Source organism: Bradyrhizobium sp. LA6.1 (genome assembly GCF_040547805.1).
GTDB lineage: Bacteria > Pseudomonadota > Alphaproteobacteria > Rhizobiales > Xanthobacteraceae > Bradyrhizobium > Bradyrhizobium barranii.
Genome location: NZ_JBEPQK010000012.1, coordinates 97810 through 121764, shown reverse-complemented (window position 1 = coordinate 121764; position 23955 = coordinate 97810). Strand labels below are relative to the sequence as shown.

Below are 23955 nucleotides of genomic sequence, written 5' to 3'. Positions count from 1 at the left end.
TCAAGCTTGCGTCGCGCGGATGATGTCGATGACCGGCTTGGACTCCGGCCGCGCCTTGATGAAGTTCTCGTGCTGCGGCGCGACGCGCTTCTTGAAGGCTTCGCGGTCGCATTCGGCCACGGTCACGCCCTTCTCGGTCAAAGCCGTCAGCGCCTCCTTCTCGACCGCAAGCCCGTGGGCGCGCGTGTCGGCCGCGGCCTTCTTGGCGGCATCGAGGAAACCCTCGCGCAGCTTCGGATCCATGCGGTTGTAGGTCACGTCGCTGAAGTAGATCGCAAGCGGCGAGAAATTGTGCTGCGTCAGCGAGTAGAATTTTGCCGTTTCGAAGAACTTGCTGGCCAGGATCGTCGGCGGATCGTGCTCCAGCCCGTCGAGCACGCCGGCCTGGAGCGCCGTGTAGATCTCGCCGAAGGCCAGGGGCGTCGCGGCGGCGCCCATCAGGCGCAGGCATTCCGTGATCACCGGATTCGGCAGCGTCCTGATCTTGAGGCCGGCGAGATCCTCCGGCGTCTTCACCGGCTTCCTCGCGAGCACGCTGCGTGAGCCGAAATTATAGGCCCAGGCGATGATGCGGATGTTGCCACTCTTGAGCAGCGCGTCCTCGATCGGCTTGGCGGCGCCGGAATCGAACGCCTTGGTCTGCTGCGGGAAGCTCGAGAACAGAAAGCCGAGGTCGAAGGTGCCGACCAGCGGCACCAGGTTGGCGGAGATCGACGAGCCCGACACCATGAGGTCGATGACGCCGAGCTTCACCGAATTGATGACATCGATCTCCTGCCCGAGCTGGTTGTCCGGGAAGAAGGCGACCTCGACCTGCTCGCCGAGCCCGTTGCCCTTCAGGTTCTTGACGAGGTTGTCGTAGTAGACGCGGCCGTTGGCGTATTTCGGATCGTTCGGCAGCGAGGAGGAGCATTTCAGCTTCAGCGTCGCCGCTTCGGCGCGACCGATGATGGCGGGAGAAAGAACGAGGCCGGCGGTAACCGCCGTCGACGACTTGATGAACGTGCGACGGCTCACGGGCACGATGGTCATGGCGCGGTCTCTCCCCGAATATTCTTGTTTACGGCCGAGATCGCTGCCGCGGCCTGTTGCGCGGACTGTATGGCCAAAGCGACGGGGCAGGCAAGGGTTGCAGCCGGCCGTCGCAAAGCGGCGGGTTGCGAACATCGACGGCATCGGCGCCGTCAAAACAACCATGTTTGTCCGGGATTCTCGATCGGATCGGCCTCGGGGCCGATGTGCGACAGGACGCTTCGCGCAGCAGCACGGATCAATCCAATTGGTGCATGGATCAATGCGCAATTCACATGGATGCCGCCCGAGCGATGCCCCGGCGGCTCCGGCAGACGCCCTGCCCCATTTTGCCGCAGCTTGCAGCGTGATCCAGTGCACAGACAGACGCGTGGCTGCGACCTAGAAAAGGTGACATCATCGTGCGCATTGCCGATGGAGGTGACACCATGCGCCGTCCAGTCCTTCGCAATTTGTTTCTTGCCTCCAGCCTTGTCGCGCTCACGCAATTGATGACGCCGACCGACGCCGACGCCGAGGCGCGGCTCGCACTCGTGATCGGTCAATCCGCCTATCGCACCGTGCCGGAGCTGCCCAACGCCGCCAACGACGCCAATGGCATGACGGAGCTGCTCGGCAATGCCGGCTTCACCGTCACCACGGCGGCCAATTTGGCGCAGAACGAGATGCGCGCTGCGATCTCCGATTTCGCCGGCAAGGTCAGCGCCAGCGGCGCCGACACCGTCGCACTGGTGTTCTATGCCGGCCACGGCCTCCAGATCGACGGCGAGAACTATCTGGTGCCGGTCGATCTCGATCCCAAGCGCGAGGCCGACATTCCGCTCCAGGGCGTGCGGCTAAACGATCTGCTCAACACGCTCGGCGCGCTGCCGACGCGGGCACGCATCTTCATGCTCGACGCCTGCCGCAACAATCCGTTCCCTGCGCTCAGCGGCGCCGGCCACGGGCTTGCAATCGTCGACACCAAGGCCGGTGCACCCGGCTCCTTCATCTCCTATTCGACCTCGCCCGGCGCCGAAGCCGAGGACGGCTCCGGCATCGACAGCCCCTACACCACGGCCGCGCTGACCGTCGCCAAGCAGCCAAACCTGCCGATCGAGGAAGTTTTCAAGCGCATCCGCATCGCCGTGGCGCAATCGACCGACGGGCGTCAGATCCCCTGGGAGAGCTCGTCGCTGACGACCGACTTCAAGTTCTTCGGCGGCGAGAGCAGCGGTCAGCAACCGTCCCTTCCGGGCGCATCGTCGATGGCGCTCGCCAGCGGCACGCGCAGTGTCGAGGACTGGCGCAGGGATTTGCAGGGCAAGGACGCCAGGGCCGCCTATGAGCTCGTGATCGCGGACGACACCGTGCCCGCGTATCAGGCCTATGTCGAATTGTACGCGCAGGCGTCCTTCACGCCGCGCCTGCGCACGATCCTGGAGCGTCGGCGCCAGATGCTGGCCTGGGAGCGCGCGACCGCGATCAACACCCGCGCCTCGTTCGAGGCCTATCTGGCGAATTGGGACAACAGCGACCTCGCCGCAACCGCGCGCCGGCTGCTGCTCCGCGTGCAGAACCGCAACTATGCCTTGCCGGTCGCGGCCGCAGCGGCCCCTGCTCCGGTCGCGGTCGCAATGGCCCCGACCTGCCCGTGCTCGGCGCCGTCGACACCGGCAACGCCGGTCAATCCGGCGGTGGCGCCCGTCATCAAGAAGCGCGTCGACGACACCCCGCCGAAGCGAAAGGTGGTCGAGACGCCACCGAAGCCGCGCCGGCCGCCGCCCGACGAAGTGATCTACGAGCGCGCGCCGCCACCTGGCCCGCCACCTGAAGCCGTTGGCGTCGGAATCGGTGTCGGGATTGGTCTCGGCATGGGCATGGGCGGCCGTGGCGGAGGCGGCTACGGACGCGGCGACTACAACCGCGGCAGGTACTGAGCCCCAGTTCACCAAGCGAATGGATGTCCGCAGGCCCTGCCTGCGGACATTTCTGTTGATGGTGGGCGGCCAGCAACTCTCGTGCCCCGGACGCAGCGTAGCGCTCCCGGCGATGCGAAGCATCGTCCGGTGCGGTGCGCTGCAGAGCCGGGGCCCACGCGGCAGCAATCGGCGTAGCACGATGGGTCCCGGCTCTGCGGCGCAGCACTGCGTGCTGCGCCGCGTCCGAGACACGCAGATCGTGGACATTCGCGAAATGCTGTAGTCTGAGCGACGCCAGCCTTTCCGGGGATTCCATATCGATGCCGCACGACGCGCCCGCCAAGAACTCATGGCCGCTGTTCCGGTCACTCGCGTCCTATTCCCTGCCCGGCGACCTCATGGCGGGCCTGACGCTGGCGGCGATTGCGATCCCCGAGCAGATGGCCACGGCGCGGCTCGGCGGTTTTGCGCCGCAGATCGGCTTCTTCGCGTTCATGGCCGGCTCGTTCGGCTTCGCATTGCTCGGCGGCAATCGCTTCCTGTCCTGCGGCGCGGATTCCACGATCACGCCGATCTTCGCCGGCGGACTTGCCGCGCTCGCGGCCACCGGCTCGCCTGAGTATCAGGGGCTTGCGATCGCGCTGGCGCTGATGGTCGGCGCGATGATGCTGGCCAGCGGCGCTTTCCGCCTCGGCGGCATCGCCAATCTTTTGTCCGTGCCGGTGATGGTCGGCTTCCTCGCCGGCATCTCCGTCCACATCATCGTCTCGCAACTGCCGGGCGTGCTCGGGCTTCGATCACCAAGCGGGCCGACACTCGAACGCATCGGCGTGCTCGCGACCGAACTTGGCCGCACCAACCCATTTACGCTCTGCATCGGGCTCGGTGTGCTCGCCGTGGTCTTCATCGCCGAGAGGGTCAGCGCGAAAATTCCGGGTGCGCTGATCGGGCTCGTCGCCGCGACATTGGCCACAATCGCGCTCGGCCTCGAAAGCAAGGGCGTCAGCGTCGTCGGCGCGGTGCCGGGCACGCTGCCACGGCCGACCTTGCCTGACCTGGCGCCGGAGCTGTGGGTGCGCCTAGTGCCGCTCGCCTTCGTCATCACCGTCGTCGTAATGGTGCAGACCGCGGCGACGACGCGGTCGTTCCCGTCCGATCCCGACAAGCCTGCCGATGTCGACCGCGACTTCCTCGGTGCGGGCGCCGGCAGCGTGCTGTCCGGCCTGTTCGGCGCGTTTCCGGTCAATGCCAGCCCGCCGCGAACCGGGATCGTTGCCGAGACCGGCGGACAATCGCAGCTCGCGGGCCTTGCGGCCGCGGCAATCGTGCTGGCGTTGCTCGCATTCGGAACGGGGCTGCTGCAGCACGTTCCGGACGCCGCGCTCGGCGGCATCCTGCTGTTCGTGGCGCTGCGGATCATCCGGGTGAAGCAGATCGCCACGATCTACCGGCAATCGTTCAGCGAGTTCCTGCTGATCGTCGCCACTGCCGCGCTGATCATCGTGCTGCCGATCCAGCAGGGCGCTTTCCTCGGCATCGTGCTGTCGCTGCTGCACGGCATCTGGAGCACCACGCGCGCGCGGCTCGTCGAGTTCGAGCGCGTGCCGGGCACCACGATCTGGTGGCCGGCGCATCCGCACATCACCGGCGAGCGCATCGCCGGCGTCGCCGTGATCGGGCTCCAGGCGCCGCTGTCCTTCCTCAACGCGCCGGGTTTTCGCAGCGACGTGGCCAAAGTGCTCGGCACCTCGACGCCGCAACTGCTGGTGCTGGAGGCGAGCGGCATGGTCGAGATCGACTTCACCGCCGCGCAGATACTGCTCGACGTCTTCAAGGCGTGCAGCGAACAGGGCGTCACCGTCGCACTGGCGCGGCTGGAATCGGTGCGCGCGCAGAACGCGTTCGAACGTTTCAGACTGTTCGACGCCCTGCCCCGCGAACACGTCTTCCACAGCGTCGATGAAGCCGTGCGCAAGCTGGCGAAATAACCACCGCCTTCACTCGGTCCGCCGCCCCAAAGGGAGCGATACTTTTGGTCGCCGGCCAGTTCGCGGAGTAAGACCATGGCCGCCGCGTCAAAGCTAGCACTTGATTTCCTGCTGCGACGGGCGACAATGATGTCGCGCCAGCTTCCGGTACCGAACTTCATATAAGACGGGGAAAACCCGCTTGGCCGCGGCTATACCGTCGCTGCGCGGGAGGGATCGTTATGACGGTAGGGTTCAAGCGCTGGCTGCAGCGCCGACATGATCCAGGCCGCCGATCGTACCGCCGTTACGATTGGGTGCGATGCAATCGCGCCGCTGCTCCGCGAAGAACGCCCCCTGGTTCGCGGCGAACTCGCCACCCCGGCGCTGCAAGTGGAACGCCACCAAATGATCATCGAGCCAATACATTGCGCACGTTGTCGCGTGCGCATGCGTTGAGCCACGGAGGCGCGATAGACTGAAAGGCACTCCAGGCCGGCGTTAGACTGGCCAAAGGATATTAGCTCAGACACACCGAGGGAGGAATGCATGACGACGGTAACCCGACGTAACATCCTCAAGGGCGGCACGGCGCTTGTGGGCGGCATGGCCGGCATCCTGGCCACTGGCAGGGCTCCCGTTTTTGCACAGGGCACCACGGTACACTGGCTGCGTTGGAATGACTTCGTGCCAGCTTCCGATCAGCTATTGCGCAAGGAGCTGCTGCCTGCTGCCGAGAAGGCGCTGGGAATCAAGATCAATCTTGAGACTGTGAATGGCAACGACCTGCAGCCGCGCATCACCTCGGCGATCCAGTCGGGCTCAGGTCCCGACATCATCATGCTCTTCAATAACCACCCGCAGATCTATTCGGAGAGCGTCATCGACCTGTCCGACATCGCAGGTCGTGTGAGCGAGGCCGAAGATGGCTATTATGATCTGTGCAAGTCCAACTCCGCCGACGGCCAAAAATGGATCTCTTTGCCGTGGACCATCGTCGGCGCCATGATCGCCTACCGAAAATCCTGGTTCGATGAGATCGGCTCATCGACCTTCCCGGACACTTGGGAGAAGTATCGCGAGGTTGGCAAGAAGCTCAAGGCCCAGGGCCGGCCGATCGGTCAGACGCTCGGCCACACGTTCGGTGACGCGCCGACGTTCAGTTACCCGTACATGTGGTCGTGGGGCGGCACCGAGGTCGAGAAGGACGGCAAGACTGTCAACATCAACAAGAAAGAGGTCATCGAGTCCGTCAAATTCATGACGGCTTTCTGGAAGGAAGCCCACGACGAGGGCGGGCTTGCCTGGGATGACACCAACAACAACCGTGCGTTCCTGTCGCAAACCATCTGCGCCACCCTCAACGGCGCTTCGATCTACATCGAATCGCTGCGCAACCCCGACAAATATATTACTGAAAAAAGCGCACAGCTGAAGACCGACATCCAGCACTCGCCGTTGCCCAAAGGCCCGGCCGGCCAATTCGCCATGCACACCTATTTCTCTCACGTCATTCCGAACTATTCGAAGAATCAGGACGGTGCGAAGGCGTTGTTGAAGTGGGTCCATACCAAGGCGAACTACGAGCCGTGGTTCGTCTCCCAGAAAGGTTTCGCGACACCGCCGACCCACGAATGGGAGAAACACAAGTTGTGGGAAGAGGACAAGGTCATGGCGCCCTTCAAGATCGCCGGCCTCCTGGGTCAGACGCCCGGGTACCCTCTGCCCTCATCAGGCAAGAAGGCTGCCGAAGTGCTCACCAAATACATCATCACAGATATGTACGCCAAAGCGATCCAGGGCGCTCCGGCGGAGGATTCCGTGAAATGGGCGGAAGTCGAACTCAAGAAGGTCTATTCTTGAAAGTACGTGCGCAGCACGTCGCACGGCTGCGAAGTGGCTGCCGCGCGCCCCGCGTCTCGGACTTGTACGGTGCGCCGTCTCTCTGTGAGGCGGCGCGATCAAAGTTTCGCATGACGCGTCTGTTGGCGTGCGCTTAGAGGTGAAGCGAGATGGCGATCGCCGAGACCCAAGTCTACATGCCGCAGGCGCCGCGGCCCAGAATCCGGCTGCTTGAGGACGAGCGTTGGCTCGCATTCGTGCTGCTGGTGCCGACCCTGGCGCTGCTCGGTACGTTCATCGCCTATCCGTTCTTGCGCGGCATCTTGTTGTCGGTGACCAACTCGCGCGTCGGCGTTCCAGGCGAGTTCGTCGGCCTCGCCAACTTCTACAAGATCTTCAATGACGGGATCTTTCGCACCTCCGTCTACAACACGTTTCTTTATACGGGCGTAACCACCGTCTTCAAGCTGGCGCTCGGGCTGTGGCTGGCCATGCTGCTCAACCGGAATTTCCGCGGCAAGGCTTTCACCCGTGCTTTCATCCTGCTGCCCTTCATCATCCCGACCGTGCTCTCGACTTTCGCCTGGAAGTGGATGTTCGACCCGACATTTAGCGTCCTCAATTGGCTCCTCTACCATCTCGGTTTGATCAGCGGTCGGATCAACTGGCTGGGCGATCCAGACCTCGCCATGATCTCGATCATCATCGTCAACATCTGGCGCGGAGTGCCATTCTTCGCCATCAGCCTGCTCGCCGGCCTGCAGACCATCAGTCCCGAACTTAGCGAGGCCGCCGCCATAGACGGTGCCAGGCCGTGGCAGCGGTTCTGGCACATCACCTGGCCCCTGCTGCTGCCCGTGACCATGGTCGTGGTGCTGTTCTCGGTGATTCAGACGTTCGCCGACTTCCAGATCGTCTATGTGATGACAGGCGGCGGACCAGCCAATGCAACGCACCTGTTCGCCACCTACGCCTATCAGATCGGCATCGGCACCGGCCTCCTAAGCGAGGGCGCTGCCATCTCGCTCGCCATGTTTCCGGTCCTGTTTCTGGTCGTTATCATCCAACTTCTCTACATCCGCCGCGTGGAGGTCCGCTGAGCCATGATCGAGGGCGCAAGGTGGCGAAAGTGGGCGTTCTTCTACGTCCCCATGGCGATGTTCCTGCTTTTCCTGCTGTTCCCGTTCTACTGGATGGTGATCACTTCGGTCCGGCCGGACGGCGAGCTTTACCGACCCTGGAATTCGATCAACTACAATCCGTTCTGGACCTGGAACCCGACCTGGGACCATGTCAGGTACCTGTTCGAGGAGACGCTGTTTGCATCGTGGCTGTGGAACACGACGTTCATCGCGCTCGCGTCAACCGCCATCTCGCTCGTGTGCGGCGTGTTCGCCGGCTATGCTCTGTCGCGGCTGAACTTTCCATTTGCAGGCAGCCTGGGCACCGGCATCTTCATCACCTATCTGGTGCCTCAAACGCTGCTCTTCATTCCGCTGGCAGAGATCATCCGCAACTATCGGCTGGGTGACACGCCCTGGTCATTGATCCTGACCTATCCGACCTTTCTCATTCCGTTCTGCACCTGGCTCATGATGGGCTACTTCAAGGCGGTGCCCAAGGAGCTCGAGGAATGCGCGCGCATTGACGGCGCCTCGCGCTGGCAGGCGATGCTCTACATCGTCATCCCGGTGGCGATCCCGGGCATCCTCTCGGCCGGCATCTTCGCTTTCACCCTGTCGTGGAACGAGTTCATCTACGCACTTGTCTTCCTGTCCTCGCCTGGACAGAAGACCGTGCCGGTCGGCGTCACATCGGAGCTGATCCGCGGCGATGTATTCTTCTGGGGACCGCTGATGGCTGGCGCCCTGCTCGGATCGATCCCGGTTGCTATCGCCTATTCGTTTTTCGTCGAGCACTACGTCGCAGGACTGACTGGATCGGTGAAGGGCTGACAGCACCCCGGATCATCAGGAAAGTGGGCATGCGGAAGGCGGGTGGAGCGAATGGGCCAGGTCGTCCTCAAGGGGATCAACAAGTTCTACGACAGCGTGCACGCTGTCAAAGACGTCAATCTGCAGATCCGCGACAAGGAGTTCGTGGTGTTCGTCGGACCGTCCGGCTGCGGCAAGACCACGACGCTGAGAATGATCGCCGGGCTTGAAGCGATCAGTTCCGGCGACATTTCCATCGACGGAAACGTGGTCAATGAATTGGCGCCGATGGACCGCGACATCGCCATGGTGTTCCAGAACTACGCCCTGTACCCGCACATGAGCGTGCACGACAACATGGCGTTTGGCCTGAAGATGCGCAAATTCGAAAAGCCCGAGATTGACAAGCGCGTGCGGGAGGCGGCCGACATCCTCGGCATCGGTGAATTGCTAACGCGCAAGCCGCGCCAGCTGTCCGGCGGCCAGCGCCAGCGCGTGGCGTTGGGTCGTGCCATTGTGCGTCACCCCCGCGTGTTCCTGTTCGACGAGCCGCTGTCGAACCTCGATGCCAAGCTGCGGGTACAGATGCGCGTTGAACTCAAGAAACTGCATCTCCGTCTCGGCACCACCGCCATTTACGTTACCCACGATCAGGTCGAGGCCATGACGCTGGGTGACCGGGTCGTCGTCATGAAAGACGGCGTGGTCCAGCAAGTGGGGGAGCCGCTCGAACTGTACAATCAGCCCGCCAACAAGTTCGTCGCCGGCTTCATCGGCTCCCCGGCCATGAATTTCGCCGCCGTTACGGTGACCGAGGCGAACGGATCGCTGATTGCCGAGAACTCCGGCCTGCGCATCAAGCTGCCGGACGAGACCGCGCAGCGGCTGCGCGGCCATATCGGACGCGAGGTCATGCTCGGCGTGCGGCCGGAGGACCTTACCGTGGCGGGTAGCGCTGATCTCGGCCACTCATGCTTCGATGCTGTGATTGAGGTGGTCGAGCAACTCGGCTCGGAAATCCTGCTCGATATGAAGGTCGGCGAGAGTATCATGGTGGCGAGCGTCGAGCCGACCGCGAGGGTGAGGGTGGGCGACAGGCTGCGCGTTGCCATGCGGCCTTCCAGGCTTCATGTTTTCGACGCGCAGACCGAGGCGGCCATCTAACGCCGGCAGAGGATCAATTCCACCGGTGAGCGGGAATTCGCCTTCTTGTCACCAGCTTCGATGACGCCCGGAGAGCGCGATGGCACTTGGCTCGTTGCCGGGCACACCGGATTTACGAGTACACGCCTCTAGGCCAGGGTCGGATGATCCCGCTGCACCGTCTCCCGGATCCAGCTGGCATGGATCGCGCGAAACAGGATTTGCGCGGTCTTGAGGTCGTTCGCCTTCATGCAGAGATCGACGATGCGATGGACTGCGTCATCGCGCATCAGCCCGTCGGAGATCTTCATCGCGATTTCCATCGCCACCTTGGCCGCGCGTTCATAGCGCTCACCTTCTCGCGTGTCGTTGCGCGCCGAACCGGCCGCGCTCGCGGCTGCGGCGTCACAGATCGCGCGGATGCGCTCGGCGGCCTCGATATCGCCGAGCGGTCCTTCGATCGTCTCGTCCCAGATGTCCGCCGGGTTTTGCTTCGCGAACCACTTCATCGCCCCGTCACCAATGGTCTTCCAGCCGCCGTAGTTCCGCGCTCCCGCCTCGCCCAGCATAGAGAGGCCGATCGAGATCGGCGAGGCGATTTTTCCGCCACGCATTATCGATATGCAGTCAGGACGTCCGACGTGGTCCGATGGCCTCGAACTGCGCCTTCTGCTCGTCATTCAGCGTGGCGTAGAAATCCTCCAGCGCCGCGCGAACCGACTTGACGCCGTCGAGCATCGTGTCGAGCCGCTTGCGAACCGCCGCCATTCGCGCCGGCGGCGTCATCACGTCGCTGGGCTCGCAGGCCGCCTTGAGCGATGCGCTGACCTTGGCGCTCGTATCCTGGAGCACCTGTAGCGCAGCACGCTGGGTGTCGTTGGGATGAAGCCTCGCCTCGATGTCAGTGCTGGGCCAATCGAGCGCAGCAGGCGTCGCGCAATTCTGGACCAGCGATGCCCCGGTGTTGCTGGAAGCCGTCGCACGACGCTGATCCTCGGCCAGCGCATTGAAGCGCGCCTTCTGCTCGTCGGTGAGCGCGCCGTAGAATCTATCGAGGGCGGGCTGAACGAGATCGACGGCTTTCTCCATCGCCTCGATGCGCTGCTGCATCGCCGTCAGCCGACCTGGCGCTGTCGCCGCGACCTGCGACGGGCAGGACGCGCGGATCATCTCGGACGCCTGGATCGAGGCATTGCCGAGTTCGTCGAGGCTTGCGCCTTGCGCCTCGGTCGGCTGCACAGCGGCGGCGATCTGGTCGATCGGCAGACCGACGATTTCGCGGCGGTCGCTGCCGCAAAGCCGATCCAGCGGGACGCCCCGCGCCTGGCGCCGTCCCTGCGGCCGCTGCGGCAGATAGGCCGAGAGACCGTCATAGCCGTAGGGCCCGAAGATGCCGGCATAGATGTCCGGATAGCCGTAGCCCCAGAAGCCGAGACCATCGCCCCAGATCGTGTAATCGTAGAGATCGTTGTAGGCGAACGGCCAGAACAGCGGTCCGACCCAGCCATAACCGCCGCCCGCATGTTGCCACCACCCGCTGCTGGCGCCGTGCCAGCCGGCCAGTGCGGCCGCCGCTGCGATCTGGGCTCGCGCGGCCGGATTGCTGATCAGACGGCCGTTGCGGAAGGCGCTGGAATGCACGTTGAGGGCGTTGCGAAAATTCGCAGGACGGACGGCCGCATTGCGGATCTGGCCGAAGTTCGGGCCGCGATGTCGCGCGCCAGTTGCGAAGCGGGGCCCGCCATGATGCCCGCCGCCATGCGCGTGCCCGAAGCCATGACCACCAAAATGGCCGCCTCCATGATGACCACCACCATGATGACCGCCGCCGTGATGGCCACCGCCATGCCCGCCTCCGTGCCCACCACCATGGCCGCCACCGTGCCCGCCCTTGCCCAGAGCCGTGCCCGCCAGCATGCAGGCAAGCGCCATCACGGCAATTCCAATGACAGGTCGCAACATCGCATCCTCCCGCAGAGCCGCGCCATCGAGGCATCGGAAATTGACGGGATTGGAACCGGCCTGACTGCCGAAAGTTCCGCGACCGCGTCGCAGCCGGCCGCGCGCTATGCCTCCGGCACGATCTTGCCGGGATTGAAGATATTCAGCGGATCGAGCGCCTTTTTCAGCGCCCGCATCGCGTCGAGCGCTTCGGGGCCGAGTTCCGCCTTGAGATATTTCTGCTTGCCCTGGCCGATGCCGTGCTCACCGGTGCAGGTGCCGTCCATCGCCTGCGCGCGCTCGACCAGGCGATGCATGAACTCCTCGCCGCGCGCCATCTCGTCGGCATCGTTGGTGTCGCAGACCAGCGAGCAGTGGAAATTGCCGTCACCGACATGGCCGACGATCGGCGACAGCAGGTTGAGCCGCTTGAGATCTTCTTCGGTCTCGCCGACGCAATCGGCAAGCCGCGAGATCGGCACGCAGACGTCGGTTGCAACCACGCCGATGCTGTCGCCGGGACGCAGCGCCTTCACCGACCAATAGGCGTCGTGCCGCGCCTGCCACAGTTTTGTGCGATCTTCCGGCTTGGTGGTCCAGGAGAAATCGCCACCGCCGCAATCCTTTGCGATCTCACCGAAAGCCTTGGACTGCTCGCCGACCTCGACCTCGCTGCCGTGGAATTCCATCAGCAGCAGCGGCGTTTCCGGCAGCGTCAGCTTCGAATAGGCATTGCAGGCCTTCACCTGCGCGGCGTTGAGCAGCTCGATGCGCGCCACGGGAATGCCGGTCTGGATCGCCAGGATCACCGCCTGACAGGCCCCGTGCACGGTCTCGAACGACACCGCGCCGGCCGCGATCGTGTCAGGGATGCCGCGCAGGCGAATGGTCAGCTCGGAGATGATGCCGAGCGTGCCTTCGGCGCCGACGAACAGATGCGTCAGGTCGTAGCCGGCGGAGGATTTCTTGGCGCGCGTGCCTGTCGTGATGATCTCGCCGTCGCCGCGCACGACCTTCAAAGCGAGCACGCTGTCCCGCATGGTGCCGTAGCGCACCGCGTTGGTGCCGGAGGCGCGGGTCGAGGCCATGCCGCCGAGCGAAGCATCCGCGCCGGGGTCGATGGGGAAGAACAGGCCCTGGTCGCGCAGATGCTCGTTCAACGCCTTACGGGTGACGCCGGGCTGGATCACGCAGTCGAGGTCCTCGGCATGCACCGCGAGCACCTTGTTCATGTCGCGCAGGTCGATCGAGATGCCGCCGGCGGGCGCGTTGACCTGGCCCTCGAGCGAGGTGCCGGTGCCGAAGGCGATGACGGGCACGCGGTTCCTGGCGCAGATCCGCACCACGTCCTGGATGTCGGCGGTCTCCTGCGCCATCACCACGCCGTCCGGCGGCTGGTTGACGATCCACGTGGTGGTATGGCCGTGCTGCTCGCGAACGGCCTGCGAGGTGATGAGGCGGTTGCCGAACCGCGCGGCAAGCTGCTCCAGGGCGCTTGCGAGGGCTTTCGGCTCGACCCGCGGCGGATTATTGGTGATGGTCGTACCCACGGACATTCCTCCCGACAGAAGAACCGTGGCAAAGGACATCTGACCGGTCAAGTCAAGCGACCGCGCGCATAGCAGGAAAGACACATGCCGGAGACCGCCGCTGCCGAGCCGTTCCGCTCGTCGATCATGCAGATCGAGCCGCAATGGATCGACTATAACGGCCATCTCAACATGGCCTATTACAACGTGATGTTCGACCGCGCGATCGACCAGATGTGGTTACAGCTCGGGATCGGGCCAGGCTACATGAAGGAGCGAGGCGGCTCGACCTTCACTGCCGAATGCCATGTGCGGTATCTGCGCGAAATCCATCTCGGCGATCCCGTGCAGGTGTCGGTCTGGCTGCTCGAAGCCGACGACAAGCGGCTGCATACGTTCCAGGAGTTGCGGCACGCGACCGAAGGCTGGCTGTCGGCGACCTCCGAAAACATGTCGCTCCACATCGACATGGGCTCGCGAAAGGTGGCGGCCTTTCCGCCCGATATCCGGCAGCGCATCGCAGCCGTCGTCGGCGCCCACGGCGCCCTGCCGCGGCCCGAGGGCATCGGCCGGAACGTGGCGATGCCCTCGAAGCGGTAGCTGAACAGCTCGCTCTAACCCCTCATCCTGAGGAGCCCGCGAAGCGGGCGTCTCGAAGGATGCAAGGCCACAGTCGGGCCTTCATGGTTCGAGACGCGCGTTCCGCGCTCCTCACCATGAGGATCACACCTATATCCTTCGTCCGCGCGCTAGTCCCACCACGGCCGAGACCAGGAACAGCACGACCGCGATGAAGAAGATGATCTTGGCGATCTCGATCGAGGCGCCGGCGATGCCGCCGAAGCCCAGGATGCCGGCGATCAGTGCGATAACCAGAAACGTCACAACCCAGCCTAGCATGGTCAAACCCTCGTCTTGATGTCTCTCTGCGTCGGCGCGGCTGGCCGCGCCACCTGTCCAGACAATCTCGACGCGGGAACGATGGTTCCGGCCCACGCAAGCTGGAAATTCGCCCTCGCCGAGGGAACAAATCGGCCCGCCGCGCACGTGGAAAACCTCGCCCCGGCGCCCCATATAGGGACCAATCCCTGTTAAGAAGGCTCCCTTCCACCACCCCGCGGTGCCATCGTGGGGCCAATGATTCGCATGACCGAGCCGAGCAAGATCACCAGCGTACCCGACCACCAGCCCGCAGCCGGCGGCATCGCCGCGCGTGCGCGCGCCTCTGTGGGCCCGAAATATCTGTCCGGGCTCAACCCTGAGCAGCGCGACGCCGTGGAGACGCTGGACGGCCCGGTCCTGGTGCTGGCCGGCGCCGGCACCGGCAAGACGCGCGTGCTGACCACGCGCATCGCCCACATCCTCAGTCAGGGCCGCGCCCGCCCCGCCGAGATCCTGTCGGTGACCTTCACCAACAAGGCCGCGCGCGAGATGAAGCATCGGCTCGGCCAGATGCTCGGCCATGCGGTCGAAGGCATGCCGTGGCTCGGCACCTTCCACTCCATCGGCGGCCGCATCCTGCGCACCCATGCCGAGCTGGCGCAGCTCAAGTCGAACTTCACCGTGCTCGACACCGATGACCAGGTGCGGCTGCTCAAGCAGTTGCTGCAGGCCGACAATATCGACGACAAGCGCTGGCCCGCACGCATGCTGGCCGGCCTGATCGACGGCTGGAAGAACCGCGGCCTGACGCCGTCGCAGGTGCCGTCAGGCGAAGCCGCCGTGTTCGCCAACGGCAAGGGCGGCAAGCTCTATGCGAGCTACCAGGAGCGGCTGAAGATCTTGAACGCCGCCGATTTCGGCGATCTGCTGCTCGAAGACATCCGCATCTTCCGCGAGCACCCGGATATCCTCCGGCAGTACCAGCAGCGCTTCAAATTCATCCTGGTCGACGAATATCAGGACACCAACGTCGCGCAATATCTGTGGCTGCGGCTGCTGTCGCAGGCGCCGACGTCTCCCTCCTTCACCTCTCCCCGCGTGCGGGGAGAGGTCGCATCGCAAAGCGATGCGGGTGAGGGGGACTCTCCGCAGACTGAACTCGTGGAGACAGCCCCTCACCCCGACGCTCTCAGCGCGAGCGAAGCTCGTCGCGACCCCGCAAGCGGGGCGAGGGAGCAGACGCCCCACGTCAAAAACATCTGCTGCGTCGGCGACGACGACCAGTCGATCTATGGCTGGCGCGGCGCCGAGGTCGACAACATCCTGCGCTTCGACCACGATTTCCCCGGCGCCAAGGTCATTCGCCTCGAGCGCAATTACCGCTCGACCGGCCACATCCTCGCCGCCGCCTCGCACCTGATCGCGCACAACGAAGGCCGGCTCGGCAAGACGCTGCGCACCGAGGACCATGACGGCGAGAAGGTCACGGTGACGGGCTCGTGGGATTCCGAAGAGGAAGCCCGCGGCATCGGCGAGGAGATCGAGCAGATCCAGCGCCAGGGCGAGAAGCTCAACGAGATAGCGATCCTAGTGCGCGCCTCGTACCAGATGCGCGAATTCGAAGACCGTTTCGTCACGCTCGGCCTGCCCTACCGCGTGATTGGCGGCCCGCGCTTCTACGAGCGCGCCGAAATCCGCGACGCGCTGGCTTATCTGCGCGTCATCAACTCGCCCGCCGACGATCTCGCCTTCGAGCGCATCGTCAACGTGCCCAAGCGCGGCCTCGGCGACGCCACCGTGCAGATGCTGCACGACCACGCCCGCAAGCGCCGCATCCCGCTGTTCGAGGCGGCGCGCGCGGTGGTCGAGACCGACGAGCTGAAGCCGAAGGCGCGCGGAAGCTTGCGCGACGTCGTCGCCCAGTTCGACCGCTGGCGCGCCCAGCGCGAGGTCACCGCGCATACCGATCTCGCCCAGATCGTGCTCGACGAGAGCGGCTATACCGAGATGTGGCAGAAGGATCGTTCGGCGGACGCTGCGGGCCGGCTGGAGAACCTGAAAGAGCTGGTGCGCTCGATGGAGGAGTTCGAGAACCTGCAAGGGTTTTTGGAGCACATCTCGCTGGTGATGGACCGCGACGGCGGCGCCGAGGAAGACGCGGTGTCGCTGATGACGCTGCATTCGGCCAAGGGTCTCGAATTCGACAACGTGTTCCTGCCCGGCTGGGAGGAAGGCCTGTTCCCGAGCCAGCGCACGCTGGACGAACAGGGCCGTGCCGGCCTCGAGGAAGAGCGCCGGCTCGGCCATGTCGGCCTGACCCGCGCGAGGCGCCGCGCAAAGATCTACTTTGCGACCAACCGCCGGATCCATGGCACCTGGTCGACCACGATCCCGTCGCGCTTCCTCGACGAATTGCCGTCCGCCAATGTCGAGATCACGGAATCCAAGGGCGGCTCGGCCTGGGGCGGCACCGGCGGCTACGGCGCCTCGCGTTTCGACGACATGGAGGCGTTCGGTTCCACCTATTCGACCCCGGGCTGGCAGCGCGCCCAGGCCAACCGGAACCGGGGCGGTGGACGCAGTGGCGGCGGCCAAGGCGGCTTCGAGGAACAAGCCTCGTCGTTCTCCTCCTCATCCGGCCCGGATTTCGGCAGCTTCTCCTCACGCCGCCGCGGGCCGATGACGATCGAGGGCGAGCTGGTCGCCAAATCCACCGGCACCACCTCGGAATTTTCCCTCTCCGACCGCGTCTTCCACCAGAAATTCGGCTACGGCCGCGTCACCAAGATCGACGGCAACAAGCTCACCATCGCCTTCGACAAGGCCGGCGAGAAGAAGGTCGTGGACAGTTTTGTGCAGCGGGCGTGACCTTCACCTCTGCTCAGCCGTTCAGGATGTTCGCTCCCTGGTCGTAGATCAACTGGTCGACATGCCCGGCTCCGGGCGCAATTTCGAGTCGCCAGCCTAGTTCCACGTCAAGGTTTTTGGCTAGCTCCGTACAATGTTCGAAGTGCCAGAGACCGCGCGCAAGGCGGTGGGGACCTTGTGCCATTGCCTCGTCCCAGCGAGGCAGGTCGGGGGCGTCCGGATCGTTGTCGGCATCGCCAAGCAAGATGACGAGGGAACGCCCCAGATATCTCCGCAAATGATCTGCGTTGAGGCCAATCCCTCCCATGCCGTCTGGATAGTCCTTGGCGAGATTCGGCAGCATGTAGCAGCCGCAATTGGCGGCAACTGCGAGATCAACGGAAGCGGCCTCGTTGAGCGCGACATAGCGCAGGACGAATTGGGCGCCCGCGGAGTTGCCGAACAGGCCGAAGCTGTCCCGGCTGGATCCGCTCGCATCTCGAACATGATGAAACAGCCGGTCGATGACCCCGAAACTCCAATGGTCGCGCGGCAAGACCATGTCGTCGGGCGGCGGCCGTCGCACGCCGCCGAAATTGTACGCGTGGACGCCCGGGAACTGATCCGGATCGAACTCCGGTACCAGCACGATCTGCCCATTGCGTTCGGCTTGCGGCGCGAGAAGATCGCGAAACTCCGCAGCGGCACGATCGACACCATGCATCGCGATGATGATGCGCGTGTGCCGCGTGCTCGACCTCGGACGAAACGAGAAGACCCGCATCGAACGTGGCGCGGGGGCCCCCTCATCGCGAAACACGAACGAGCCGGCGCCCTCGGCCAGAATCACTTTTCCCAATTGCGGACCTCCAACAGTGGGGTATTCATAATTGAAGGAACCCCGGCGCCACAATCTTCGAGACCACCAATCCAGTCATGCCTCACTACATCGCCATCATCGAGGACGTAGGCCCGGACGACGCCGTCGGCTTGTGGTTTCCCGACCTGCCGGGCTGCATTTCCGGCGGCGACGACGTCGACGAGGCCCTGGAGAACGCGCCTGACGCTCTCGAATTCTACGCCCAGGAGTTGGCCGAGGACGGTCGCCAGCTTCCCGTGCCCCGGACGCTGGACGAGCTCAAGGCCGACCCTGCTGTGGCCGACGACCTCAGGAAACACACGGTCGCCCTGATCGAATGGCCTCCCCCCACCGACGACGCCGAGTGAGGACTGTTCGCCGCACTGGCCGGACGTTCGACGGTTCTCACCCGAACAGCCCTTGACCATCGCGAACTTCCCCGTATCAGATGCGCCCATGGTCCGGGGCTCCATCACACTGATCTTGCTGGCATTGGTTATGCCGTCGCTAGCGGCGGCGGAGACCATGAGCTTTGGCGATTCGATCGGGCTCCTGGCCAAGAGCTGCGGCGCGGAAATCGTCGCCAATTGCCGCGGCGTCAACCCGGACTCGACCCGGCTGAAAGAGTGCCTGTCCCGCAACCGCGACGTGCTCTCGCAGCAATGCCAGAGCGACTATCTCGGCGCCTTCGATGCCATCCAGAAGCGCGTCGCCGCGCGCGTCACGGTGGCGAACGCCTGCCAGCGCGAGATCGTCAAGGTCTGCGGCGGCTCGACCAAGGAGACCAGCAAGTCGATCCCCTGCCTGGTCACGACGCCCAAGGGCATCAGCAACAACTGCCTGAAGGCCGTCGACGACGCGGGGTATCGGTGATGCGCGCGAACGGAATCGCCATCACGCTGGTCGTGGTCCAGATCCTGGCCCTGCTCGCGGGCGCAGCAAGCGCGCAGACGGCGGCGCCGACCCGTGACGACATCGTCGGCAAGCTGAACCATTTCGAACAGGCCGCCGAGGTCGACCTTCCCGCGCTGAAGCAGCAGGTGATGGAGCGCGCCAAGGCCAGGATCAAGAACGATCCGGGTCCGGTGAACCGGCCGCTGATCGCGCCTGACCTCGCCAACCTGCCCGCCTTCAACGCGCAGATCCAGTTCGACGCCGACACGCCGATCATCCAGCCGGCGTCCTATCAGACCGTCGGCCGCATCGCGGACGCGCTGGTTAACTCCTCGCTGCTGCCGTACACGTTCCTGATCGTCGGCCATGTCGAATCCAATGCGAAGACGCGCGAGGCCAATGCGATCCTTAGCCAGCGACGCGCCGATGCGATCCGTGACGTCCTGGTGAACACCTTCAAGATCTCGACCAAGCGGCTGCATCCGATCGGCCTCGGCGAGGAGCAGTTTCTCGACCGGGCCAAGCCGACCTCGACGGTCAACGGTCAGTTGCAAATCCTGACCTATGCCAAGGTGCCGGAGGAGGCGCCTGCGCATCCGGCTGCGGCGCCCGGGCCTGCGGCGAAAAAGCCCGCCAAGAAGCGCTGAGCGAGATCGCTTCCCCTGACGGAACTCTTTGAAGTTCCGACCGTTTTGCGGCCTGTCGAAAGCGCAACAGCCATGCTTTGCGCGACACGCGAGCCGGTTTGTGCACTGCCCTATCAGGTGCTATAGCCTGTTCTCGCCCTTCCCAGACCCCATGCTGCACGAGACCGAGATGGCTGGTTATTTTCAACGCCAACTGGCCGATTACGTCGAATATCATCGCGATCCCTGGAACTGCGCGATGCACGTGGTCGGAATCCTCCTGCTCTTCACCGGCGCCGTGCTGCCACTCACTCTCGTGCGTTTTCCCATCTTCGGGATCGAGGTGAGCCTGGCCGTGGTTGCGGCCCTGCCGGTGCTGGTTTACTGGCTGATGCTGGACGCCGGGATTGGGCTCGGCATCCTCGCCGCGATGACCGTGCTGCTTTCGGTCGCAACCGCAATCGGCAATCAGGCCTCGATCGTCATGATGTGGTCGATTTTTGCGCTGCTGATCGGATTTGGCGTCGCAGCGCAGATCGTGGGCCACAGGGTTTTCGAGGAACGGCAGCCGTCGATGGTCGACCACCCCGCGCATTTCCTGCTTGGACCGATGTTTGTCATGGCGAAATTATTCATTGCACTGGGCTTCCGTCGCGACCTTGCCGCGATTTTGGCGCCTGTTCCGACCAATTCCCTTTCAACCCGATAGCTCTAGAAGCGAAACAGTAAACCTTCTGCATGGCTCTCGTACTGGTTACCGGTGGCAGCGGCTTCATCGGACATCATCTCGTAGAAGCGCTCCGCGCCCGTGGGCAGCGGGTACGCGTTCTCGATGTCCGTGCGCCGGCCGCGGCGAACGCGGACGTTGAACACATCCACGGCTCGGTGCTGGACGGTACCGCGGTGGACGCGGCGATCGCTGGTGTCGATCAGGTCTATCACCTCGCCGGCCTGCCCGGCATGTGGGTCGCCAACAAGCAGGACTTCCACGACGTCAATTGCCGCGGCACCGAAATCGTGCTTGCCGCGGCGATGAAGCGCGGCGTGTCGCGCTTCCTGCACTGCTCGACGGAATCGATCCTGTTCCCCTATTCCGACCTCAACGGCGTTGCCGCCGAAGAGGCGCTGCAGCCGGCCGATGCGATGCCCGGCGCCTATACGCGGTCGAAGTCGCTCGCCGAGCACCACGCCGCGAAGGCGGCGGCCGCGGGCTTTCCGCTCGTGATCGGCACGCCGACCATGCCGATCGGTGCGGCCGACCACAATCTGACGCCGCCGACGGCGATGCTGTGGTACTTCCTCCAGAAGAAGGTGCAGCCGCATCTCAACTTCCTGGTCAATCTCGTCGATGTCCGCGACGTCGCCATGGGCCTCGTGCTGACCATGGAGCGCGGCCGCATCGGTCAGCGCTACATCCTCGGCGGCGACTGCGTCCCGCTCGGCAACATCCTACGGATGATGTCGGCGATGAGCGGCCGCCGGCAGTTCCCGGTCGTCGTGCCCGGCAAGATCGCCGAGCTCTCCGCGATCATGCTCGAATCCATCTCCGATCGCATCACGCGCCGGCCGCCCAACGGCACCGCCGAGGGCGTGCGCATCGCGCTTGCCGCGAGCGACCTCTCGATCGGCAAGGCGCGCACCGAGCTCGGCTACGCGCCGCGCCCGATCGAACCGGTCTTGCGCGAAACCATCACCCATCTGCTCGCCCGCAACGGCCAGCGGCCCTCCGGCGCCATCGAGCATCACGCGCTTTCCTCGCGCGCGAGCTAAGGCCTCCGCCCAAACGCAAAGAACCTTCATGTCCTTCGATTTCAGCAAGCTTCTCTCCGTGGCCTGGGGTGGCTGGACCACGACCTGGCCGACCGAACTCCTGGCCTTGATCTGGCTCGCCTTTCTCGCCAGCTGGGTCGGCGCCTCGTTCTGGCAGGGCCGCACCCAGAAGCAGGTCATGACGCTGGAGTCGCAGCGCTATCGCCTGCCGATCCTGGTCGGCGGAATCCTGTACACGCCGTGGGTTGCACAGGTCCTGGGCTGGAAGCCGCTCTGGGTGCTCGGCAACACCGGCATCTACATCGCCGCGGTCCTCTCGGCCGCCGGCATCGCCTTCGCCTGGTGGGGCCGGCTGCATCTCGGAAAATTCTGGTCCAACACCATCACCCACAAGGAAGACCACCGCGTTATCGACACTGGCCCCTACGGCATCGTGCGTCACCCGATCTACACGGGACTGATTGCAGGCATGCTCGTCACCGGCATCGCGATCGGCCTCGTAACGACGATCCTCGGCGCCATCCTGATCTCGCTCGGCATGTGGCAGAAGGGCCGGATGGAAGAGGTGTTTCTGTCCAAGGAGCTCGGCGAAGACGCCTACGGCGCCTATTGCCGTCGCGTGCCGATGATCATTCCGTTCCTGTCGCTGCGGTGAAGCGTCCTGAAGGCGCGGTCGCTGCGTTCCGCTTTCTCTGCACGACGTTACTGCTAGTGTCGGACTTGCGCTCGATCCAAGCTTTACCATCAGTCGCTTGCTTGTCAGCCAAGCAAGCGACGATACGAAATATCTCGCAGGACGAGAGCGGGTCTGCGAGGGCATGCGGCCTAGCCCTAGCCGGGGTGCCAGAGGAGTGATGTCCGTAAACTGACAACGCTACGGAGAAGCCTATTATGCAGTTGTCAAAGGTCGCCGCGTTGGCGCTCATCGCTAGCTGTCCAAGCCTACTGTCTGTATCTCGGGCGGCGGCCGTTTCTGAATGCTCAATCTCTGGCACACTAGCGGATTGGGGCGAGAACTCGACGGCCGACATTGACCTCACGTCCGGAGGAAGTTGCCAATTTCCAATCCAGATGCGCGGCACGGTGAGTGGCTCGGACATCTCTCAAAAGCTGTCACACGGCAAGCTGAGAAGGCTCAACCTGTCTACGTTCGAAGGCTAAATATAAGGGTAGCGATACCTTTGCCATCAAAGCGACGGGGCAGGGACCGACAGCTTCTGGCATGTCGGTAATCACTGTGCACGCGACGATCAAATAGCGTTCCTCGCTCGATTGCATGGTGAACGCGGAAGCAACAGCCGCCCGATGTCTCGCGCCAATGGCACCACAATGAAAAGGGACCATCGGAGTAACCGATGGTCCCAAAAGCCTCAAAGGCTCTTCGCTGGCAAAGGCCTTGCCGTGTCTTGCCAAGTTGGGCTGCGAGCAGACTTGGCGGGCTGCTTGCAGGGTTGATGCTCGCTCTACGCTGGCCTTCTGGACCCTGGCCTCTTTGACGCTGGCCTTATGGACGCTGGTCCCGTCGGACACTGGTTGCCATGGGCTCTGGTCACGTCGGCGCTCGTCGCTCTCGGCGCTGGATGGTGCGAGAAACCGACTCGATCAACCAATGCCAATTGAACTGCCGACCCGACGAATAGTCTAGGTGTTGTTGTCTGTTCCTCTCGAAGAAATTTGGGTTAGCGAGGCTGCCAATTCCCGCATCGTTGGATGTCATTTCTAACGACGACCGGCAGCCCGCCGACCGAATTGCGAATGGCGCACGTCCTCGCGCTGGACCCGTCAGCGCGAGTTTTGCTTTTTCGGGGATCGCACCCTTCTGGCGGGCTTTGTCACTGCGATGTCAGCCACAGCAGGGTTTGCGACTGACGCCTCGAGAATTTCGTATTGAGCATGCATCCAATGGACTTCCGCCTTTCCGTCGGGTTGCCCATCGGCGACCCAGAGGTGGTAGGCGCGCTCGCGAATTGCCTCTTCCAGATTTGGCATGGGATTTTCCTTGCGAATGATCCGCCCGGCCCCAGCCAAAAGACTTGCTCTCGTAGGGTTAATGAAATCTTAACGGGGCAGCGGAAGCCAAGCGTCGCGCGGGTGCCGCTCAGGGGCGGTCGGCGCTCATTGCGAGAGATCTCGGCAGCGCTCGCGGACGCAGGTCGCAACGAACGGTAATCCGCATGCGGCGACCGGCATCAAACTCATGCTTACCGAGGGTCGACGAGGCCGTGCACGGGCCGCCTCTTTTGGGGGCTCGGGGCTCGATTGACACCAGCACAGCGAAACTAGTCAGTCGATTGGCGCGAGCCGTGCGTTCCACCGCGCCGCAAGGTTTTTGATCTGCTCGAAATGCAGGATCGCCGGTTCACCCTCGCGGACGATTGTCGTCCGCTTGCGTTCCTTGGGTGGCAACGTCATCGCGCGCGATACTGCCGCGCGCAGTTTCATCGAGCCGTGATCTGTCAGGGTGACGAGTTCTTCCGGGTCAAGGGCCATGGGTCCACGCCTACGCTACCGGCTGGCCCGCAAGCCAGCACACGCGCCCCGAATGCCCAATTCTCCAGATAGCCCAACATGGTTAATAGTTCGTTATCGTTTGGCTCTGTCATTTGGATTGGCGCGCGGGTCACGCGGCGTCTTGTCCCGCAAGTAAAATGAGCCTCTCAGGCTGCACCAGCCCCTGTTTGGATCGAACCCAATCCCAGCCGATTTCAAATGCTAAAGGAGGTGGCTACCGCCAGGCTTGCAGCAGGGGTAGTTCGCCCGCTCCGCGCCTGCCCGCGCGGTAGCCCCC

23 protein-coding genes are annotated in these 23955 nt (G+C 63.9%); 14 read left to right on the top strand and 9 right to left on the bottom strand.

Annotated features, from left to right (window positions below; genetic code table 11):
• Window positions 1–1032 carry a TRAP transporter substrate-binding protein gene (locus tag ABIB99_RS27015; protein WP_028147675.1) on the bottom strand — a complete coding sequence of 344 codons (1032 nt, stop codon included), beginning with the start codon at window positions 1030–1032 and terminating at the stop codon, window positions 1–3.
• 428 nt (window positions 1033–1460) lie between these two features.
• On the opposite strand from ABIB99_RS27015, the gene ABIB99_RS27010 reads away from it, so the two are divergent.
• Both ABIB99_RS27010 and ABIB99_RS27005 read left to right on the top strand, forming a co-directional pair.
• Window positions 1461–2951, top strand: coding sequence for a caspase family protein (locus tag ABIB99_RS27010; RefSeq protein ID WP_354178252.1), 1491 nt, complete (start codon window positions 1461–1463; stop codon window positions 2949–2951).
• A 302-nt stretch (window positions 2952–3253) separates the two neighbouring features.
• On the top strand, window positions 3254–4921 hold the full coding sequence (locus ABIB99_RS27005; RefSeq protein WP_354178250.1) for a SulP family inorganic anion transporter: 1668 nt from the start codon (window positions 3254–3256) through the stop codon (window positions 4919–4921).
• A 234-nt stretch (window positions 4922–5155) separates the two neighbouring features.
• On the opposite strand, the gene ABIB99_RS27000 is transcribed toward ABIB99_RS27005, so the two are convergent.
• Window positions 5156–5329, bottom strand: a complete 174-nt coding sequence (locus tag ABIB99_RS27000) for a hypothetical protein (RefSeq protein ID WP_354178248.1) — start codon at window positions 5327–5329, stop codon at window positions 5156–5158.
• A 120-nt stretch (window positions 5330–5449) separates the two neighbouring features.
• Between ABIB99_RS27000 and ABIB99_RS26995 the strand changes: the two genes are divergently transcribed.
• The 4 genes from ABIB99_RS26995 (at window position 5450) to ABIB99_RS26980 (ending at window position 9840) form a co-directional block, all read left to right on the top strand.
• Window positions 5450–6763, top strand: coding sequence for an ABC transporter substrate-binding protein (locus ABIB99_RS26995; protein WP_354178246.1), 1314 nt, complete (start codon window positions 5450–5452; stop codon window positions 6761–6763).
• A 149-nt stretch (window positions 6764–6912) separates the two neighbouring features.
• Window positions 6913–7842, top strand: coding sequence for a carbohydrate ABC transporter permease (locus ABIB99_RS26990; RefSeq protein ID WP_063981581.1), 930 nt, complete (start codon window positions 6913–6915; stop codon window positions 7840–7842).
• Window positions 7843–7845: 3 nt separating this feature from the next.
• Window positions 7846–8697 (top strand): carbohydrate ABC transporter permease, encoded by an 852-nt coding sequence (locus ABIB99_RS26985; protein ID WP_085399493.1) that lies wholly within the window; start codon window positions 7846–7848, stop codon window positions 8695–8697.
• A 51-nt stretch (window positions 8698–8748) separates the two neighbouring features.
• Window positions 8749–9840 carry an ABC transporter ATP-binding protein gene (locus ABIB99_RS26980; protein ID WP_063981580.1) on the top strand — a complete coding sequence of 364 codons (1092 nt, stop codon included), beginning with the start codon at window positions 8749–8751 and terminating at the stop codon, window positions 9838–9840.
• A gap of 128 nt (window positions 9841–9968) precedes the next feature.
• Here ABIB99_RS26980 and ABIB99_RS26975 read toward each other — a convergent pair whose 3' ends face one another.
• The 3 genes from ABIB99_RS26975 to ABIB99_RS26965 form a co-directional block, all read right to left on the bottom strand.
• Window positions 9969–10328, bottom strand: a complete 360-nt coding sequence (locus ABIB99_RS26975; protein WP_354178391.1) for a hypothetical protein — start codon at window positions 10326–10328, stop codon at window positions 9969–9971.
• Window positions 10329–10446: 118 nt separating this feature from the next.
• Window positions 10447–11781, bottom strand: coding sequence for a Spy/CpxP family protein refolding chaperone (locus ABIB99_RS26970; protein WP_354178243.1), 1335 nt, complete (start codon window positions 11779–11781; stop codon window positions 10447–10449).
• 104 nt (window positions 11782–11885) lie between these two features.
• Window positions 11886–13310: an FAD-binding oxidoreductase gene (locus ABIB99_RS26965; protein WP_085399524.1), complete on the bottom strand. Its 1425-nt coding sequence runs from the start codon at window positions 13308–13310 to the stop codon at window positions 11886–11888.
• 84 nt (window positions 13311–13394) lie between these two features.
• On the opposite strand from ABIB99_RS26965, the gene ABIB99_RS26960 reads away from it, so the two are divergent.
• Window positions 13395–13889, top strand: coding sequence for a thioesterase family protein (locus ABIB99_RS26960; protein WP_063981578.1), 495 nt, complete (start codon window positions 13395–13397; stop codon window positions 13887–13889).
• 129 nt (window positions 13890–14018) lie between these two features.
• On the opposite strand, the gene ABIB99_RS26955 is transcribed toward ABIB99_RS26960, so the two are convergent.
• Window positions 14019–14189: a DUF1328 domain-containing protein gene (locus ABIB99_RS26955; RefSeq protein WP_014493008.1), complete on the bottom strand. Its 171-nt coding sequence runs from the start codon at window positions 14187–14189 to the stop codon at window positions 14019–14021.
• 237 nt (window positions 14190–14426) lie between these two features.
• Between ABIB99_RS26955 and ABIB99_RS26950 the strand changes: the two genes are divergently transcribed.
• Window positions 14427–17039, top strand: coding sequence for an ATP-dependent helicase (locus ABIB99_RS26950; RefSeq protein WP_071910453.1), 2613 nt, complete (start codon window positions 14427–14429; stop codon window positions 17037–17039).
• Window positions 17040–17052: 13 nt separating this feature from the next.
• Here ABIB99_RS26950 and ABIB99_RS26945 read toward each other — a convergent pair whose 3' ends face one another.
• Complete coding sequence (locus ABIB99_RS26945) at window positions 17053–17877, bottom strand: hypothetical protein (protein WP_354178239.1); 825 nt, start codon at window positions 17875–17877, stop codon at window positions 17053–17055.
• Between the two features lie 77 nt (window positions 17878–17954).
• On the opposite strand from ABIB99_RS26945, the gene ABIB99_RS26940 reads away from it, so the two are divergent.
• The 6 genes from ABIB99_RS26940 to ABIB99_RS26915 all read left to right on the top strand — a co-directional run bounded on the left by ABIB99_RS26940 (window position 17955) and on the right by ABIB99_RS26915 (window position 21822).
• Window positions 17955–18245: a type II toxin-antitoxin system HicB family antitoxin gene (locus tag ABIB99_RS26940; protein ID WP_354178237.1), complete on the top strand. Its 291-nt coding sequence runs from the start codon at window positions 17955–17957 to the stop codon at window positions 18243–18245.
• Between the two features lie 88 nt (window positions 18246–18333).
• A complete protein-coding gene (locus ABIB99_RS26935) occupies window positions 18334–18750 on the top strand; it encodes a hypothetical protein (protein ID WP_085399497.1) in 417 nt (138 codons plus the stop codon).
• Window positions 18750–19418, top strand: coding sequence for an OmpA family protein (locus ABIB99_RS26930; protein ID WP_354178235.1), 669 nt, complete (start codon window positions 18750–18752; stop codon window positions 19416–19418). The genes ABIB99_RS26935 and ABIB99_RS26930 overlap by 1 nt, the downstream gene beginning before the upstream one ends.
• Before the next feature lie 151 nt (window positions 19419–19569).
• Entirely contained in the window at window positions 19570–20106 is a 537-nt protein-coding gene (locus tag ABIB99_RS26925; RefSeq protein ID WP_354178233.1) for an Mpo1 family 2-hydroxy fatty acid dioxygenase, read from the top strand.
• A gap of 29 nt (window positions 20107–20135) precedes the next feature.
• Window positions 20136–21167 (top strand): NAD-dependent epimerase/dehydratase family protein, encoded by a 1032-nt coding sequence (locus tag ABIB99_RS26920; protein WP_085399500.1) that lies wholly within the window; start codon window positions 20136–20138, stop codon window positions 21165–21167.
• Between the two features lie 28 nt (window positions 21168–21195).
• On the top strand, window positions 21196–21822 hold the full coding sequence (locus ABIB99_RS26915; RefSeq protein WP_354178230.1) for a methyltransferase family protein: 627 nt from the start codon (window positions 21196–21198) through the stop codon (window positions 21820–21822).
• Window positions 21823–22949: 1127 nt separating this feature from the next.
• On the opposite strand, the gene ABIB99_RS26910 is transcribed toward ABIB99_RS26915, so the two are convergent.
• Both ABIB99_RS26910 and ABIB99_RS26905 read right to left on the bottom strand, forming a co-directional pair.
• Complete coding sequence (locus ABIB99_RS26910; RefSeq protein WP_071910441.1) at window positions 22950–23156, bottom strand: DUF2934 domain-containing protein; 207 nt, start codon at window positions 23154–23156, stop codon at window positions 22950–22952.
• A 294-nt stretch (window positions 23157–23450) separates the two neighbouring features.
• Window positions 23451–23657 (bottom strand): hypothetical protein, encoded by a 207-nt coding sequence (locus ABIB99_RS26905; protein WP_063981569.1) that lies wholly within the window; start codon window positions 23655–23657, stop codon window positions 23451–23453.
• Window positions 23658–23955 lie beyond the last annotated feature (298 nt).